Source organism: Tolypothrix sp. PCC 7601 (assembly GCF_025677855.1).
Taxonomy (GTDB): domain Bacteria; phylum Cyanobacteriota; class Cyanobacteriia; order Cyanobacteriales; family Nostocaceae; genus Aulosira; species Aulosira diplosiphon.
In genome coordinates, this window is record NZ_CP064879.1 from 6938617 (window position 1) to 6953384 (window position 14768).

Here is a 14768-nt window from a genome sequence, read left to right on the forward strand (position 1 = left end):
TTCTTAATTTATTTAAATGACAAATGACAAATGAAAGAGAACACTTAACACCAATTCTGTAAAATTCAGCAATAATTCTAAACGCATAAATCTAGAAAACTCAGGTTTTCTTAATTTTGAATTTTGAATTTTGAATTTTGAATTGGTATACTGCCATCCAGCAAGAGAAGAGAGATGAAAATCACCCAAGGCAAAATTAACGAGCTGCTTAGTGAGCCAGGATGCGAGCATAATCAGCACAAGCAGAGCGAAAAGAAAAATAAATCTTGTGCCCAACAAGCACAACCAGGCGCAGCTCAAGGGGGTTGTGCTTTTGATGGCGCAATGATTGCTCTAGTACCAATTACTGATGCGGCTCATTTAGTCCACGGGCCGATCGCCTGTGCTGGTAACTCCTGGGGTAGTCGTGGTAGTCTCTCTTCTGGCCCCATGCTTTACAAAACGGGCTTTACCACAGACTTAAGCGAAAATGATGTCATCTTTGGTGGCGAGAAAAAGCTCTACAAAGCTATTGTAGAAATACATCAGCGCTACAACCCAGCAGCCGTGTTTGTTTACGCCACCTGTGTGACGGCTTTGATTGGTGATGATATTGATGCTGTTTGCAAAACTGCGGCAGAAAAATTAGGAACTCCTGTGATCCCAGTAATTGCGCCGGGATTTATTGGCAGCAAAAACCTGGGTAATCGCTTTGGCGGTGAAGCTTTGCTGGAATATGTAGTTGGTACAGCAGAACCTGAACACTTTCAACAACACCGCTGATGATATGATTTTCCGACTGATTTGAATGGATTCCCATGAAAGTTTACGGTTACGCCCGCGTGAGTACACAAGAACAAGCTGAGGAATTTGACGCACTAAATCAGCAAGTAGCCAGATTAAAAGCAGCGGGTGCAACGGAAGTTTTAATAGATATCGAGTCAGGACGCAACGATGAGAGAAAACAGTATAACGAGTTGCTGAAGTTGGTACAACAAAACCAAGTTGATGAAATTATCATCACTCGCGTCGATCGCTTGGGTAGAAGTGTGATTACTATCCATAAAGCGATCGATGTTTTCGTGAAGCATAATGTCAATCTGCGGATATTGGATGCACCCGTTGACCCCAATTCCCCCTTTGGTTGGTTTAGTATTAATCAAATGTCGGGGTTAGCAGAATTTGAATCCAGGCTGTTATCCCAACGGATTCGCCACGGAAATAATTATTTTCGCCAGCAATTAAAATATTGCGTTCCCCCCTTCGGATATGCAAAAGATGAAAATCAGCGGTTAACCCCTAATAATAATATTCACCCCCAATCAGGGAAGAGTTACTTTGAGTTAGCTAAGATAATTATCGACTTAACCCTGTCGATGCGATCGCTTAAGGATGTTTGCGATTATATTTACACCGAATATGAAATAGTTTTTAGCATCGCTGGTTTGCGAGATTGGGTGAAAAACCCCGCACTGCAAGGGCATACAGCTTATTTTTTCCGCAAAAAGAAAGGCGTTAATCGAGAACCAATTATTAATTTCAACACCCACGAAGCCTTAATTACCGCCGCCACAGTAGAAGCTATCCAACGCAAGCTGTCAGAAAATAAGAAGTATCGCAGTTCTGCAACATCCACCCGTGGCGATTATCCACTCGCAGGCTTAATTAAATGCGCCCATTGTAGCGGCAGTATGTATCGTAACTTTTCCCGCCATAAAACTAAAGTTGAGTACATTCGCTGCGTTAATTACAACAAACCGGGAAAATATCACTGCGAAAACTCCAAATGTACCCGACTGCGGGAAATCATCGCCCAGACGATCGCAACTTTATGTGAAAATGCACCCCATTTAATCGAACATCTAGAAACTCAGTCAACAACAATGCAGGTGGTGAATACCAAAGACATTGACAAGTTCACCAATGAATTATCCGTGCTGCGGGGACTTCGCAGTTCTAACCCCGATATCATGGAAGCGATCGCCAAAATCGAGGCGACAATTAACACCCTATCAACACCCACTAGAATTGTTGATAGGGATGCTTTTGAAAATGCCAAGCGAAAAATAGCGATCGCTTCTCAGGCTACATTTTGGGAATCGCTGGATGATTCAGAACTGCGATCGGCGTTGGCTGAGTTCGTAGAGAAAGTTGAAGTGGACTCGTCAGGAATTATCACTCCTACCTTTAAATTGCCATTAACCCTATCCTCAATGCGCCCATAGGTTTTAATGAACTCTTCTGGAGACATATTCCCAACCTTCAAGTCCCCGTAGTATCTTTCATAAGCTGCGAGTAACTTGTCATTGAGCATTTTTAGCACTTTTTGAGAATGTGTTGAACTCATAAAACATTCTGTAGCGATGTTTTTAGGTTATTTCTTGGGTGGAATTTTTCTGTTAGCAGTGAACGACTTACACAACGCTACGTTCAAGCACAGAGATACTTGCAGCTAAAATTTTCACACTAGTACCGCAAGGCGGAATTCAAAATTCAAAATTCAAAATTAAGACATAATAAGGGTTTTGTTGATTTTGAATGGTCTGTTTATTTACGCCGTGCTGTACTAGTTCTTTTAACAGCTTCTCCACTGAAAAAAGCTTCTCGTGCGTTACGGCTATATTAAAATACAGTTCAGTCAAGAAAATTAATTGATCACAAAACCAAAAAACTAGTTACTCAACAAAAAAACAGAATAATCATTTTGGAGGGGGTTTGGGGGACGCAACCGTCACCCAATCGGGGGTTTGGGGGAGAATCCCCCAATTCTTCTGGCTTTTTTAATAAGTGACAAATCAATCACTAATGAGCTTAACCCAAGCGTATTGGGCTATATTATTGATATTTTTTCAGAAATCAAATCAGATTCCTATAGTTTGATTTAAAAAATTACCAATACTTAATAGTAATATATTTATCAATTAATAGTTTCTTTTCCACTTAGAATAATTTGCATTTTCAGGCTGAAATAGTCAAGCATCTATTTAAAGGAATCTCTATCTTGCTTATATAGTTAAAACTAACAAAGCCCCGAAATAAATTCAGGGCTTCGCTTCTTAAACCATTTATTAAATGCCAGCTATAAATCTTTGCCAGCGCTTTTATCTATGTAACTATCTTCGCTCAATTCTTTGCTGAAAGCTAGGGGAGATCTACCCAACTTTTACCTAATTTTGCTTAGGTAGCTGTTTAATAATTTTTTTAGCTTTGGCAACAGCCCCACACTCAATACTTGTCGGTTAAGGGAAAAAAGGTGAATGGTTCAAGGGAAAGAAAAAACCCTTAACCCTTAACCAATTTTGAGTTCAAAATACTTAACCGAGTAGTATTACCCCCACTCTTCTGTATTTCATCACAAAACTCAGTATAATTAACTAGAAGCTTAAGCAAATATAGAACAGTCTAAATAAGCTAAGGTTTACACACAAACAATTTTCAATCATCATCCAATCCTAGAATTGTAGAGTGCGTTAACCTATGGCATAACGCACTCTACTGAATTGATATCCCCAAATTTGCAACACATTACTGCTGTTGTCTAAGTTGCTGTTGGAGTTTCAATGTTTCCATTTGCTGTCTTTGTTGATTTAGTTGGAATTGTTCAAACGGTTGCTGTCTTAATTGATTTTGTAGTCTAAGTTGTCCATGTGGTTGTTGTGGATTTAGTTGATTTTGCAATCTAAATTGTTCAAATCGTTGTTGCTGTCGGAGCATTCGTTCATCTTGCTGCTGCCTAAAGTTTTGCCATAGTTTTTGAGAAGATGATTGTTTTGCCAAGTTTTGGCTTTCTTGTTCTAGCTGCGGTTGGTTTTGAAGTATCGTTTCACTTATATTGGCTCTCACAGCAGAAGAAATGACGAATTCTGTTGCTAAGACAATAAATAGTAGCCCTGATTTAACTAACAATGAATGCTTCATACAGTTTTCTCAAAAAGGTAGTTTTTTGTTTTTGTTACTACGTTAAATTTAAATATTTACCTTTTACTTTCTATTTTAATTGGGTACAACTCTTTTAGGGATACGCTGAGTAAAATTCAGACAGGAATTGCAAGGGGTGGAGGGGTCATAAATAATCCCACATAATTATTTACAGATGATTTTCAAGTCTAGATAAGGGTTTCATCCCTAAATTTTGTGTAACCACTTAAAACAACGAGCTTGTTTCATCATAGGTGCAAATCAGCCTTTTTTTGTTCTCTTACATCCTCTTCCTACTGAGGACATAAGTTTCCTTAACTGAACTGTATTTTGCTGTGGGACTATCATTCTCTGTCAGATCACCCTGCATCTGTAATCCCAGATGGCTGGCGATTGTTCCACTTAAGCGCCGATGGTCGATCATGGCATATACTGTTTCGTCGAGCAGGGCGATCGCGATCGCTGGCTCGCGACGAGATCGGGTGATTAAATTCTGACTCATTGAAAGATTCTCCATTAGGAACTAGGTTAAAATACGAGTATTGCTCATATTTACAAAATAGGATTATTGATCATATTTTGTCAAGATAAATATGAGCAATGCTCATGTATTTACCAAAGCCAGAAAGGTAACTATGACTGAAAGCCCATCAGCCGCAAGTGGAATGCGCCGCAAACCCAGACAAGCTCGTAGTCAGGAACGAGTCAATCGAATTTTGGATGTAGCAGAAGAACTGTTTATTACTCAAGGCTATGCTGCAACCACAACCAATGCGATCGCCTCTGGTGCTAAAGTTCCGATTGGGTCACTATATCAATTTTTTCCTGACAAATCTGCAATCATGCAGGCACTCGCTTTGCGTCATGAAGAAAATATTCATCAAAAGTTGGCAGTGCTGGATAATCCTGAATTAGCCAATCTGCCCTTAGAGGTTCTGGTAGAACAATTAATTGATATCACCGCCCAGCATTTCTCGGATAATCCTGGTTACTACGCCATTTTTATGGCACTCCAGAGTACAATGCCCGAATTACAAGCTGTCGAAGAGGTGATGGATACTCAATTGATGCAAGATTTAGCCAGTTTACTAGCTAAACGGGCAGCAGGGTTAGAGACAGCAGACTATGAAGCGATCGCCTTTATTTTAGTCAAAGCGATCGGCACATTACTATGGTTATCTCTTAGTCAAGAGACAACATTTCAACAGAGATTGATAGCAGAAACCAAACGGTTAGCTTTAAGTTATCTGCAAAGCTATTTCCCGTCTGATATCATGTCTAGCTAAACTTTGACGCAACCTCTATCCAGGGTTCTGCAAATCTTTTCAACAAACTGGTTAGGGGTACAGCCAGCAGAATTCCTAACACTCCACCTAATTTTGCGCCACACAGCAGAGAAATAAAAATGACCGCAGGATTTACGCCAGTCATTTGACCCATTAAACGCGGCGCAACAATAGTTTCGTTAATCTGTCCTACCAACACCACTATTACTAATAACTTAACTGCTAACCAAATATTTTGGATAGCAAGTATGGGAAGAATTAGGGATACTGTCACAGTTCCACCAAAAGGTATAAAGCTGGCTATCCCAATCACTATGCCAAATAATAATCCGAAGGGAATTTGAAAAACTAAGAACAAAGCGATGAGTGCAGCACCTTCAATCATTGCTAAAGTTGCTTGTCCAGCAAAGTAGTTTTGGAAACTCTGCTGAATCAGAGATGGTAATTTGATATTCCAAGGTTTTGGGAATAGTTTAAACAGTACATTCCACAGAGTAGAACCGTTGAAAATTAAGAGTATAGTGAGGACTATTGTAATCAGTAAATTCAGCGTACTATCAAAGACACCAAAGATAAAATCTACAATTTGACTGGGTAAAGATTCTAGACTTTGGGTAACTTTATTGGTAACTTCTGTAATCAGGTTAGCAGCATCAAAGGATAAGCCTGCTAGGGGTGTATCGATGTGGATTTCTTGGAGTTGTCTTTGTCCTTGGTCTATTAATGCTGGTAGGCGATCGCCAAATTCAATTAGTTGTTGATATCCAAGAGGCGCAACACCAAAACCCAGAATCAAAAAGGCTGTGACGGCAATTATTAAAACTAGCAATACAGACCAAACTCGGCTTACACCCCGTTTTTCAAGATAACTAATGGGAAAATTTAAGAGAAAAGCTAGTAAACCAGCAACTAATAAAATATTGGGTATTGGTTGTAATTGCTGGGAGATAATTTGTAACAACCACAAATTAAGAAATAGTACCGGAATCACCAAGCCCCAAACTGTCCAACGGGGGAGATTCAAATTTGCTAACATCTATTTTATTTACCTCACAATTTTTTTAAAAGCAAACAGGTAACAGTAAATATTAAGTAGTGGCGTGGAAAACATTAAATGTTGTATTAAAATTATCTTATGGGATGGGCTTATTGCCCGTCCCACAAAGACTAAATATTGGCACTATTTTAGGCTTGCTACGCCACTACAAGACTAATGTTTCAGCATGAAATTAATCGAGTAATAAGCAACGCCAACACAGATATTCTTATTGTGGTTCGCGTTTCATGAACCACAATTGCAGATTATCTTGTAATAGTTTGTCGCTATCCACAACGACAAATCCTTGTCTTTGATAAAAACGTACTCCTGATGGTGTGGAAGTTTCTAAATAACAAGTAAAACCTTCTTTATCTGCTCGATTGAGTACAGGTTGTAGCAGCTTTTGTCCCACACCTTGATTTTGAAAATCTGGAGAAACACCAAGCATCTTCAAATACCAATGTGGTGTTTTCATAATTGTTCGATGGTATTTATCTACTTTTTGATTGGCGGATAAAAAATCTACCATTTTGCGAACACCAATTTTTTGTGGTAGGGCAATTAATCCAGCTTGCAACCATTGTAATATACTATCGCTGGAGTATTCTGGTGGTGTCCAAACCGCAACTCCTTTGATGCCATGATTGGTTATATAAATTTCCTCGGAGCGTTGATAATAACACAATACTGTGCGAGAAATCCACTCAACTGCATCTATTCTCTGCTGATGTTTTTCTGGGAGAAAGTATGATAGAAATGGGTCTTGAATAAATGCTTGACCTAATACTCGTGCGCCATCTTGGATCTGATTTTGATTGAGTTTAATTATGGTATAGTCTGGCATATTTTTTTTGATGGTTGAAAAATCTTGAGATGTATTTCTGTGAGTTGTCATAAAAAGCTCCTACTAAATTCAATTAATTCTTGACTTGCGTAATTTCATCACGATTGGGATTATCTATTGATGCGGTGATGATTACCTCAATCTGACAGATTTATCACACTAATTCAGCCGATTTATTAAAGTATTTTTCTAAGGGAGAATAGGCAAAGAACAGCAACACCCAAAAATAATCCCATAACTCTTGGTTAATATATGCTACTCCAATGGAAATCAATGCACATATCGGTTCGATTAAGGCTTTGATTTTTATGGAGCGAATTGTCGCATCATCCAAATCACTATCTACTAGTTTGCGATCGCCTGTCGCATAAGACCAACTTATCCACGAAATAAACCCGATTGCAGCAATATCCAAGCTAAACCAAACTTTGACCAGAAAACTATCTGGAAAGGTCATAACTAAATCATTGGATAAAGGCACTAAAAATAAGACCATTAAATACGCTACAGAAATCCATAAATGGTTTTCATCGGTTATTTTTAAATACTTTAATTGCCGAGAATGAGAAATCCAATAAGTTGCCACTAAAACAAAGGTAATAGCATAAGTTCCTAACGGTTTTAACTGACTAAATAAAAACCCATTGATATCACCATCCGTCATTCCTTTAGCATCTTCTGGTAAGTCAAAGGCAATTACCATTAAAGCCATTGCAAAAGCAAAAATAGAATCACTCAAGCGTGCCAAAGATAGAATACTTTCGGAATTATTTTTATTGGTTGGAATCATCTTATCTTGCTCTATTAAGTCCTGCATAATTTCAGTTTATCCACAACATTAAAGTTAAATATAACCCCGATTTCTTGAAGAAGTCGGGGTTATGAAGGCAACCTACTTCTGATATCTGGAAGTACATTCTATGCGACTGCTTTCAAGAGAAATTGAATACCGTGTCTAGCGCGGAGGGTAATAGATATCTGAAGTTCAATGTTTTGCTCGTTAACAAGATCCAGTTGAAATTTTTGGGCGATAGTTGCTAGTAATAATACTGCTTCCATCATGGCAAAACTCTTACCAATACAAACACGAGGCCCATCACCGAAGGGGAAATACACACCACGAGGTAATTGTTTTTCTAGGTCATTAGCCCAGCGTTCTGGCTGAAATAATTCTGGTGCGGAAAAATAACGCGCGTCGCGGTGCATAGCCCATTGACTAAACATTATGTTTGTTCCTTTGGGGATAAAATAGCCACCAATTTCACAATCTTGGGTTACTTCCCGTGAAATTTCAGTCACAGGAGGATACAGCCGCATGGATTCTTTAATCACCCAATTGGTGTAGGTTAACTGGGGTAAATCAGCCAAGGTGGGTGTGCGTCCATTCAACACTGTTTTGAGTTCTGCACTAAGTTTTTCGCGGACATCAGGATTTTGCGCCAATTGCATGAATGTCCAAGAAAGGGTGTTAGCGGTGGTTTCATGTCCTGCCAAAATTAATGTTACGGCTTCATCTCGCAATTGTTTATCAGTCATGCGGCTACCATCATCCGCATCTTCGACTTGCATCAGCATTCCTAATAAATCTTTGCCTGTTTTACCACTGGCGCGACGCTCTTTAATGATGGCATATATTGTTTCATCAAATAGAGCGATCGCTTTTTGGTAACGTCTCTCAATCTCTTCTTCACTAATCTCTTGGGTGTTTTGTTGCAACTCCTCAATTTCCGACAGTGCAGACATGACTTCTTTGGCTGCTTGATATTCAAACCAGTTCATGGTTTCAACTAGCGCATTGTCAATACTAACTGCGGCTGTATCCATGACATCCTGATTAAACAGAGTTTTCATAACGATGTTGAGGCTGAGGCGCATCATAGCTGCTTGTATATCCTTCACCTCACCGCCTTGCCAAGTTTTTAACATTTGCTCGGCATAATCCACCATCACCGCCGCATAGCTGTTAATTTGTTGTTGGTGAAAGACTGGTTGGGCTAGTCGTCGTTGTCGTAACCAAAAATCGCCCTCACTGGTGATCAAGCCATTACCTAGTACACCACTGATTACTTGCAGGTCTTTTGCTTTCACAAACAAAAGTCTGTCTTTTAACACTTGAGTAATATAGTCGGGATTGGTCAACACACAAAACAATTGATCGTCAAATTTTAGAGGAACGATACCTTCATATTCTTGGGTGCAGCGTTGCATAAATCCCAGATGATCACTGCTGTATTCTTCTAAAGCGGTTACAGGATTGGGATGGGGTAGGGTCAGTAAATTCTTACTCATGGTCAGAGACTCCATTAAGTTAACCGTTTATGTGAGCAAAGCTCATATTTAAATAATATGAGTATTATTCATGTTTGTCAACAAAAATGTGAGTAAACCTCGTTTATAGTGACAAAGATGAGTTAGCCGCTCAATACTACTCGGTTAAGGATTTTCAATTCTTAATTTGGTTTGGGGAAAAGGTGTACCCCTGCGCTTAAGCAAGCTACGCGTAGCGTCTGTGCAGGAGAAAGGGGAAGGGTTAAAGGTTTTTTCTTACCCCTTTTCCCCTTCCCCTTTTGCCCTTAACCGACAAGTATTGGTTAGCCGCCACCTCTAAAATTATCCTGATAGCAAACGCATTGGTGAACGTAAGTGCCACAAGTCTTTACCTGCCCAGATTTTAGCTTCCTTACCGAAGGGGCTAGAATTTAGCAATGCTTGCAGTTCTTTTTCAAATACATCGTTGGAGTTGTGAACCACAATGTGAACAGGTTCAGCACCCAATTCCAGCATGAAGCTAACAACACTGTAAACTAAATCGGGATCGCCGTAGATAGCGAAGCGCTTACCGTGAACCCAAGCATGGGAGTCAGTCATTGCGTCAACTGCACGACCGCGTTCGATTTCTAGTTCTTCAGGAATGGGTTTACCAGTCAGTTCGCTGAGTTTCATCAAGAACTCATCAGTACCCTTGATACCCCAAGGACGAGAAACTACTACATCTTGCTTCCATTCTTTAGCGATGTAATCACGGGTCTTAGGAGTAGAATGAGCTTGCAGTACAACTGTAGCTTTAGCATTAATTGCATCTGCTGCATCTTCCAACTTAGTACCACCTGGGTACATATTAAATTCACCATCATTGGGTGAATCTACATAGTCGCTGCTATCTGAGAGCAGGGTGTAGTCTAAGCCCATCACGGAAGCGATACGCTTGATTTCGCGGTAATTGCCTACATAGGTGTCAAAACCAGCGATAAAGTTGATTTTGCCATTGCTGGTAGATTTCTTCTTACCTGCTGTTAAGGTAGTCAGAATTCCCTTCATCATGTTGTCATAGCCAGTGATGTGGGAACCAACAAAGCTAGGAGTGTGAGCAAAAGGTACAGGAAAATCTTGAGGAACTGAACCTGCGTTCTTAGCGTTGGTAATAAACGCACCCAAGTCATCACCAATAACCTCAGCCATACAGGTGGTGCAAACTGCAATCATTTTGGGCTTGTAAAGCTTGTAAGAGTTTGCCAAGCCATCAATCATGTTTTGCAGACCACCAAACACGGCTGCGTCTTCAGTCATAGAAGAAGACACACCAGAGAATGGTTCTTTGTAGTGACGGGTTAAGTGGGTACGGAAGTAAGCAACGCAACCTTGAGAACCTTGAACAAAAGGTAGAGTACCTTCAAAGCCAGCAGCAGCGAACATAGCGCCTAAAGGTTGGCAACCTTTAGCTGGGTTAACTGTCAACGCTTCACGAGCGAAGTTCTTTTCACGATAATCCCAGCTTTTTGTCCATTCTGCAACCCGTTCTACTTCAGCGGGGTCATGACCGTTTTCAAACTCTTTCTTGTTTTGAAAAAGTTGTTTGTACTCGGGTTGGTGGAACAGTTGAACGTGATCTTGAATGTTATCTGGATTCTGAGGCATTTCTGGATCTCCAAGCTGACTGAATTCGTGACTGACTGGTCAAAGATGAGGATTTCGAGCGTGGGTAGGTGATGAGAGGTAAGGGTGGGAGTGGGAATATTATTCAAAATTCAAAATGCAAAACCAAAATTATCTATTTTGAATTTTTAGTTTTGAATCTTGGATTCCCAAATCCCCCCTGGGGTTTTAAGCCCCAGGCCCCTTCTAATCTCTCGATTCCATTACTCTAAACGGCAGCTTTAGCTTTAGCGCCAGCTTTCTTGCTCCAAGGAGCACCGATTAGACCCCAGGTTGGGCTGTTGAGTGCCAAATCCATGTCGCGAGCGAAGATGGCAAACCCGTCATAACCGTGATAAGGGCCGGAGTAATCCTTTTTATGGTTCAATTACTTTCAGTAGCCTAATGTTTGCTGTAATCAATGTCAGTTCTAAACATTGTTCGCGGAGAACACATTTATTTTTAGGCTAAATCTAGGCTAAAAATACCGCTATGCATAACCAGGGTCAAGACAAATATCAACAAGCTTTCGCTGACTTAGAGCCAGTTTCGTCTACCGATGGCAGTTTTTTCGGCTCGAGTCTGCAAGCACAGCAGCAAAGAGAACACATGAGAACAAAAGTCCTGCAAGAGTTAGAGAAAGTAAATCTGCGTTTAAAGTCTGCGAAGACAAAGGTAACAATTCGGGAATCTAACGGAAGTCTGCAATTAAGGGCAACTTTACCCATTAAACCAGGAGATACAGATAAAAACGGCACTGGCAGAAAACAATATAATATCAGCTTGAATATTCCTGCTAATTTAGATGGACTGAAGACGGCAGAAGAAGAAGCCTATGAGTTAGGCAAGTTAATTGCCCGTAAAACCTTTGAATGGAATGATAAATATTTAGGCACTGAGGCAATTAAAAAAGATTTTCAAACTATAGGAGAATTACTCGCCAAGTTTGAAGATGAGTATTTTAAAACTCATAAACGCACTACAAAAAGCGAACATACCTTTTTTTATTATTTCTCAAGGACACAGAGATTTACTAATTCTCAAGATATTGCCACGGCTGAAAATTTAATAAGTTATATTGACAAAATTGATAAAGAATGGTCTAAATATAATGCAGCAAGAGCTATAGCGGCATTTTGTCAGACATTCAAAATTGAAATTGATTTATCTAAATATTCTAAAATGCCCGATCGCAATTCTCGCAACATCCCCACAGATGGGGAAATAGCCACAGGAATTGCCAAGTTTGAAGAATATTTGCTTTCCAGAGGTAATCAAGTAAACCAAGATGTGAAAAATAGCTGGCAACTTTGGCGCTGGGCTTATGGAATGTTAGCAGTTTTTGGTTTACGTCCCAGAGAATTATTTATTAATCCTGATATTAATTGGTGGTTGAGCCAAGAAAATGTAGATTTGACTTGGAAAGTCCATAAAGATTGTAAGACAGGGGAAAGACAAGCCTTACCTTTACATAAGCAATGGATTGAAGATTTTGATTTAAGAAATCCCAAGTATTTAGAAATGCTGGCAACAGCGATTAGTAAAAAAGATAAAAATAATCATGCAGAAATCACAGCTTTAACGCAGAGAATTAGTTGGTGGTTTAGGAAAATTGGTTTAGATTTTAAGCCCTATGATTTACGTCATGCTTGGGCAATTCGGGCGCATATTTTGGGGATACCAATTAAAGCGGCAGCAGATAATTTAGGGCATAGCGTGCAAGTGCATACGCAAACTTATCAGCGTTGGTTCTCGCTGGATATGCGGAAATTGGCGATTAATCAAGCTTTGAGTAAACGCGATGAAGTTGAATTGATTAGAGAAGAGAATGCAAAGTTGCGGATGGAGAATGAAAAGTTGAAGTTGGAAATTGAGAAGTTGAAAATGGAATTGGTTTATAAGCGGAGTTAAAGGTGTTGATAAAATTGAGGCGGTGCGTTGCGCTGCGCGACAACACACCCTACGTTAATTTGGAGAGTTGGGGCGAGTGCTTTTATATATAGCTATGATTTCAAATATCCGTTACATTTATGGCATTTCCTAAAAAAGGTTCCCGTCGCATTATAGTAGATGGAATTGGCTATCGTTGGCGATATCCTCCCAAACCAACTCAGAATCAAGAGGATGCTGAGTTAGGAGTTATCGTTACAGTTCAACAGCTTAATTGCGATGGTGCAGTACTAGTTCTGATCTTTCCTCGCTATCACATGAGTGGTTCATATAGTGCTCTAGAGCTTAGGAAACCTGTCTTGCCTTCTGAGGTTGCTCAGTCTATTCAAAAGGCATTAAGTGCTGGTTGGCAAGGGAACAAGCCAGGGAAAGCTTTCTTTTGGAATGTACAATAAATAGGGCGATCGCATTTCTTCCGTAGGGTGTGTTGTCGCGAAGCGCAACGCACCGTCATATCAAACATCCCAAATATCTGACACAAGCTGAATCTCACCACTGCTACCCCAATCTAATGGGTAAATTTGCTGCTGGATAAAACGATGAATGCTCGAAAAAGACCATTTTTGAGGTGATTCACAAAGCTGGTGCTTCACAGGATTGTAATGAATATAATCGCAATGATTAGCAAAATCAGCATCATCTCGTATGTGATGCTCCCAAAAGCGGCGTTGCCATAGGTTGCGCTCTTTACGCTTTTCTCGTGAACGGGAGATAGCAAAATCAAGTCCTAACTGATGTCCATAGTATTTGGTGACAAAGCGTTTGATCAACAGCATTCGCATCGATATGTTGTTATCTTCTGTTGGTAGAGTCCATAAGGTATGAAAGTGATCAGGTAAGAGAACAAAGGCATCAATGGAGAATGGGTAATTCTGCCGGACGTGCTGAAGGGCGGCGCGGAGAGCATTACGCCCTGTATCGGAGCAAAGCCAGGGTTGGCGTTGGTAGGTAACTTGGGTGATGAAGTAAGTGCCACCGGAAATATTATATCTGCGGTAGTTGGGCATGGGCGTGAGGGGATGGAGTTTGTTGTTAGGATGCCCATAATTGATTCGGTGCGTTGCGCTGCGCGACAACACACCCTACGTTAATTTGGTGGTGCGATCGCTCTCCTTTAGCTGCCAATACTTCGATATCATAAGGGTATCGGGTTCTGGTGAGCAGATTGGGTTATGGAAAGCATTAAGCTGAGAACATATATTGGTGATGATGGAATTTTGCAAATCCAACTTCCGCCGGAAATTGCTAACCAAGAATTAGATGTAGTGATTGTCTTTCAACCTGTGATTACAGAATCCTCACAATCTGCAATCAAACCGCCCCAAGAACTAGGATACTCACACAGATTTGTTGAAGAAGTAGTAGGTAGTTGGGAAGGTGAACCGCTTGAACGTCCAGAACAACTACCCTTTGAGGAACGGGAGGAGATTCAATGGCCTACCTCCTAGATACAAATGCTTGTATCCAAATTCTCAATTCAGCAAATTCGCCTGTCACCCAAAAAATTCTCTCAATTCCTTCTCAAGATATTTACCTCTGTACTGTTGTTTATAGCGAACTGTATTATGGAGCTTACAAAAGCGCAAACGTTAATAGAAACCTCTCTCATTTAGAAAATTTATTTGCAGAATTTGCTGTTTTACCACTGGATATTCAAGCTGCAAAAATAGCGGGAAATATTCGTGCTAATCTCAATGCTTTAGGTACTCCAATTGGAGCAAATGATTTGTTAATTGCTGCGATCGCCTTAGCAAATGACCTGACTCTTGTCACCCACAACACTCGCGAATTTAGCCGTATTGATGGCTTGAAGTACGAAGATTGGGAATAGCACTGATGA

Annotated in this window: 14 protein-coding genes and 1 pseudogene; 7 read left to right on the plus strand and 8 right to left on the minus strand. The window is 40.2% G+C overall.

Annotated elements, in window-relative coordinates:
* Positions 1 to 174: 174 nt before the first annotated feature.
* A pseudogene (locus tag HG267_RS28035) lies at positions 175 to 744 on the plus strand (nitrogenase component 1); the annotation flags it as partial.
* A gap of 53 nt (positions 745 to 797) precedes the next feature.
* Positions 798 to 2204: a fdxN element excision recombinase XisF gene (xisF, locus tag HG267_RS28040; RefSeq protein WP_045868674.1), complete on the plus strand. Its 1407-nt coding sequence runs from the start codon at positions 798 to 800 to the stop codon at positions 2202 to 2204.
* Positions 2205 to 3504: 1300 nt separating this feature from the next.
* Here xisF and HG267_RS28045 read toward each other — a convergent pair.
* Positions 3505 to 3897, minus strand: a complete 393-nt coding sequence (locus tag HG267_RS28045; RefSeq protein WP_045868675.1) for a hypothetical protein — start codon at positions 3895 to 3897, stop codon at positions 3505 to 3507.
* Positions 3898 to 4177: 280 nt separating this feature from the next.
* On the minus strand, positions 4178 to 4399 hold the full coding sequence (locus HG267_RS28050) for a hypothetical protein (RefSeq protein ID WP_096621816.1): 222 nt from the start codon (positions 4397 to 4399) through the stop codon (positions 4178 to 4180).
* 91 nt (positions 4400 to 4490) lie between these two features.
* Here HG267_RS28050 and HG267_RS28055 point away from each other — a divergent pair, with 91 nt between their 5' ends.
* A complete protein-coding gene (locus HG267_RS28055; protein ID WP_309227712.1) occupies positions 4491 to 5183 on the plus strand; it encodes a TetR/AcrR family transcriptional regulator in 693 nt (230 codons plus the stop codon).
* On the opposite strand, the gene HG267_RS28060 is transcribed toward HG267_RS28055, so the two are convergent.
* The 5 genes from HG267_RS28060 to nifK all read right to left on the minus strand — a co-directional run bounded on the left by HG267_RS28060 (position 5176) and on the right by nifK (position 10981).
* Complete coding sequence (locus tag HG267_RS28060; protein WP_045868678.1) at positions 5176 to 6219, minus strand: AI-2E family transporter; 1044 nt, start codon at positions 6217 to 6219, stop codon at positions 5176 to 5178. The genes HG267_RS28055 and HG267_RS28060 overlap by 8 nt on opposite strands.
* A gap of 229 nt (positions 6220 to 6448) precedes the next feature.
* The gene (locus HG267_RS28065; protein WP_096621812.1) at positions 6449 to 7117 is read right to left on the minus strand and encodes a GNAT family N-acetyltransferase; all 669 of its coding nucleotides are present in this window, start codon (positions 7115 to 7117) and stop codon (positions 6449 to 6451) included.
* A gap of 103 nt (positions 7118 to 7220) precedes the next feature.
* Positions 7221 to 7856, minus strand: coding sequence for a TMEM175 family protein (locus tag HG267_RS28070; protein WP_045868972.1), 636 nt, complete (start codon positions 7854 to 7856; stop codon positions 7221 to 7223).
* A gap of 128 nt (positions 7857 to 7984) precedes the next feature.
* Positions 7985 to 9355, minus strand: coding sequence for a cytochrome P450 (locus HG267_RS28075; RefSeq protein ID WP_045868680.1), 1371 nt, complete (start codon positions 9353 to 9355; stop codon positions 7985 to 7987).
* 321 nt (positions 9356 to 9676) lie between these two features.
* Positions 9677 to 10981 (minus strand): nitrogenase molybdenum-iron protein subunit beta, encoded by a 1305-nt coding sequence (gene nifK / locus HG267_RS28080; RefSeq protein ID WP_045868681.1) that lies wholly within the window; start codon positions 10979 to 10981, stop codon positions 9677 to 9679.
* A gap of 489 nt (positions 10982 to 11470) precedes the next feature.
* On the opposite strand from nifK, the gene HG267_RS28085 reads away from it, so the two are divergent.
* Positions 11471 to 12889: a site-specific integrase gene (locus HG267_RS28085; RefSeq protein WP_194007856.1), complete on the plus strand. Its 1419-nt coding sequence runs from the start codon at positions 11471 to 11473 to the stop codon at positions 12887 to 12889.
* A 119-nt stretch (positions 12890 to 13008) separates the two neighbouring features.
* The gene (locus HG267_RS28090; RefSeq protein ID WP_045868682.1) at positions 13009 to 13323 is read left to right on the plus strand and encodes a hypothetical protein; all 315 of its coding nucleotides are present in this window, start codon (positions 13009 to 13011) and stop codon (positions 13321 to 13323) included.
* Positions 13324 to 13383: 60 nt separating this feature from the next.
* Here HG267_RS28090 and HG267_RS28095 read toward each other — a convergent pair whose 3' ends face one another.
* Positions 13384 to 13935, minus strand: a complete 552-nt coding sequence (locus HG267_RS28095; RefSeq protein WP_045868683.1) for an REP-associated tyrosine transposase — start codon at positions 13933 to 13935, stop codon at positions 13384 to 13386.
* A 165-nt stretch (positions 13936 to 14100) separates the two neighbouring features.
* Here HG267_RS28095 and HG267_RS28100 point away from each other — a divergent pair, with 165 nt between their 5' ends.
* Both HG267_RS28100 and vapC read left to right on the plus strand, forming a co-directional pair.
* The gene (locus tag HG267_RS28100; protein WP_045868684.1) at positions 14101 to 14376 is read left to right on the plus strand and encodes a hypothetical protein; all 276 of its coding nucleotides are present in this window, start codon (positions 14101 to 14103) and stop codon (positions 14374 to 14376) included.
* On the plus strand, positions 14361 to 14759 hold the full coding sequence (gene vapC, locus HG267_RS28105; protein ID WP_045868685.1) for a type II toxin-antitoxin system tRNA(fMet)-specific endonuclease VapC: 399 nt from the start codon (positions 14361 to 14363) through the stop codon (positions 14757 to 14759). The genes HG267_RS28100 and vapC overlap by 16 nt, the downstream gene beginning before the upstream one ends.
* Positions 14760 to 14768: the final 9 nt, after the last annotated feature.

Bases quoted from the DNA above. Each gene is read 5' to 3' on its own strand.
- nifK (WP_045868681.1), bottom strand. From the start codon at position 10,981: ATGCCTCAGAATCCAGATAACATTCAAGATCACGTTCAACTGTTCCAC.
- HG267_RS28100 (WP_045868684.1), top strand. From the start codon at position 14,101: ATGGAAAGCATTAAGCTGAGAACATATATTGGTGATGATGGAATTTTG.
- HG267_RS28065 (WP_096621812.1), bottom strand. From the start codon at position 7,117: ATGACAACTCACAGAAATACATCTCAAGATTTTTCAACCATCAAAAAA.
- vapC (WP_045868685.1), top strand. From the start codon at position 14,361: ATGGCCTACCTCCTAGATACAAATGCTTGTATCCAAATTCTCAATTCA.
- HG267_RS28050 (WP_096621816.1), bottom strand. From the start codon at position 4,399: ATGAGTCAGAATTTAATCACCCGATCTCGTCGCGAGCCAGCGATCGCG.
- HG267_RS28045 (WP_045868675.1), bottom strand. From the start codon at position 3,897: ATGAAGCATTCATTGTTAGTTAAATCAGGGCTACTATTTATTGTCTTA.
- HG267_RS28075 (WP_045868680.1), bottom strand. From the start codon at position 9,355: ATGAGTAAGAATTTACTGACCCTACCCCATCCCAATCCTGTAACCGCT.
- HG267_RS28070 (WP_045868972.1), bottom strand. From the start codon at position 7,856: ATGATTCCAACCAATAAAAATAATTCCGAAAGTATTCTATCTTTGGCA.
- HG267_RS28095 (WP_045868683.1), bottom strand. From the start codon at position 13,935: ATGCCCAACTACCGCAGATATAATATTTCCGGTGGCACTTACTTCATC.
- HG267_RS28090 (WP_045868682.1), top strand. From the start codon at position 13,009: ATGGCATTTCCTAAAAAAGGTTCCCGTCGCATTATAGTAGATGGAATT.
- xisF (WP_045868674.1), top strand. From the start codon at position 798: ATGAAAGTTTACGGTTACGCCCGCGTGAGTACACAAGAACAAGCTGAG.
- HG267_RS28085 (WP_194007856.1), top strand. From the start codon at position 11,471: ATGCATAACCAGGGTCAAGACAAATATCAACAAGCTTTCGCTGACTTA.
- HG267_RS28060 (WP_045868678.1), bottom strand. From the start codon at position 6,219: ATGTTAGCAAATTTGAATCTCCCCCGTTGGACAGTTTGGGGCTTGGTG.
- HG267_RS28055 (WP_309227712.1), top strand. From the start codon at position 4,491: ATGAGCAATGCTCATGTATTTACCAAAGCCAGAAAGGTAACTATGACT.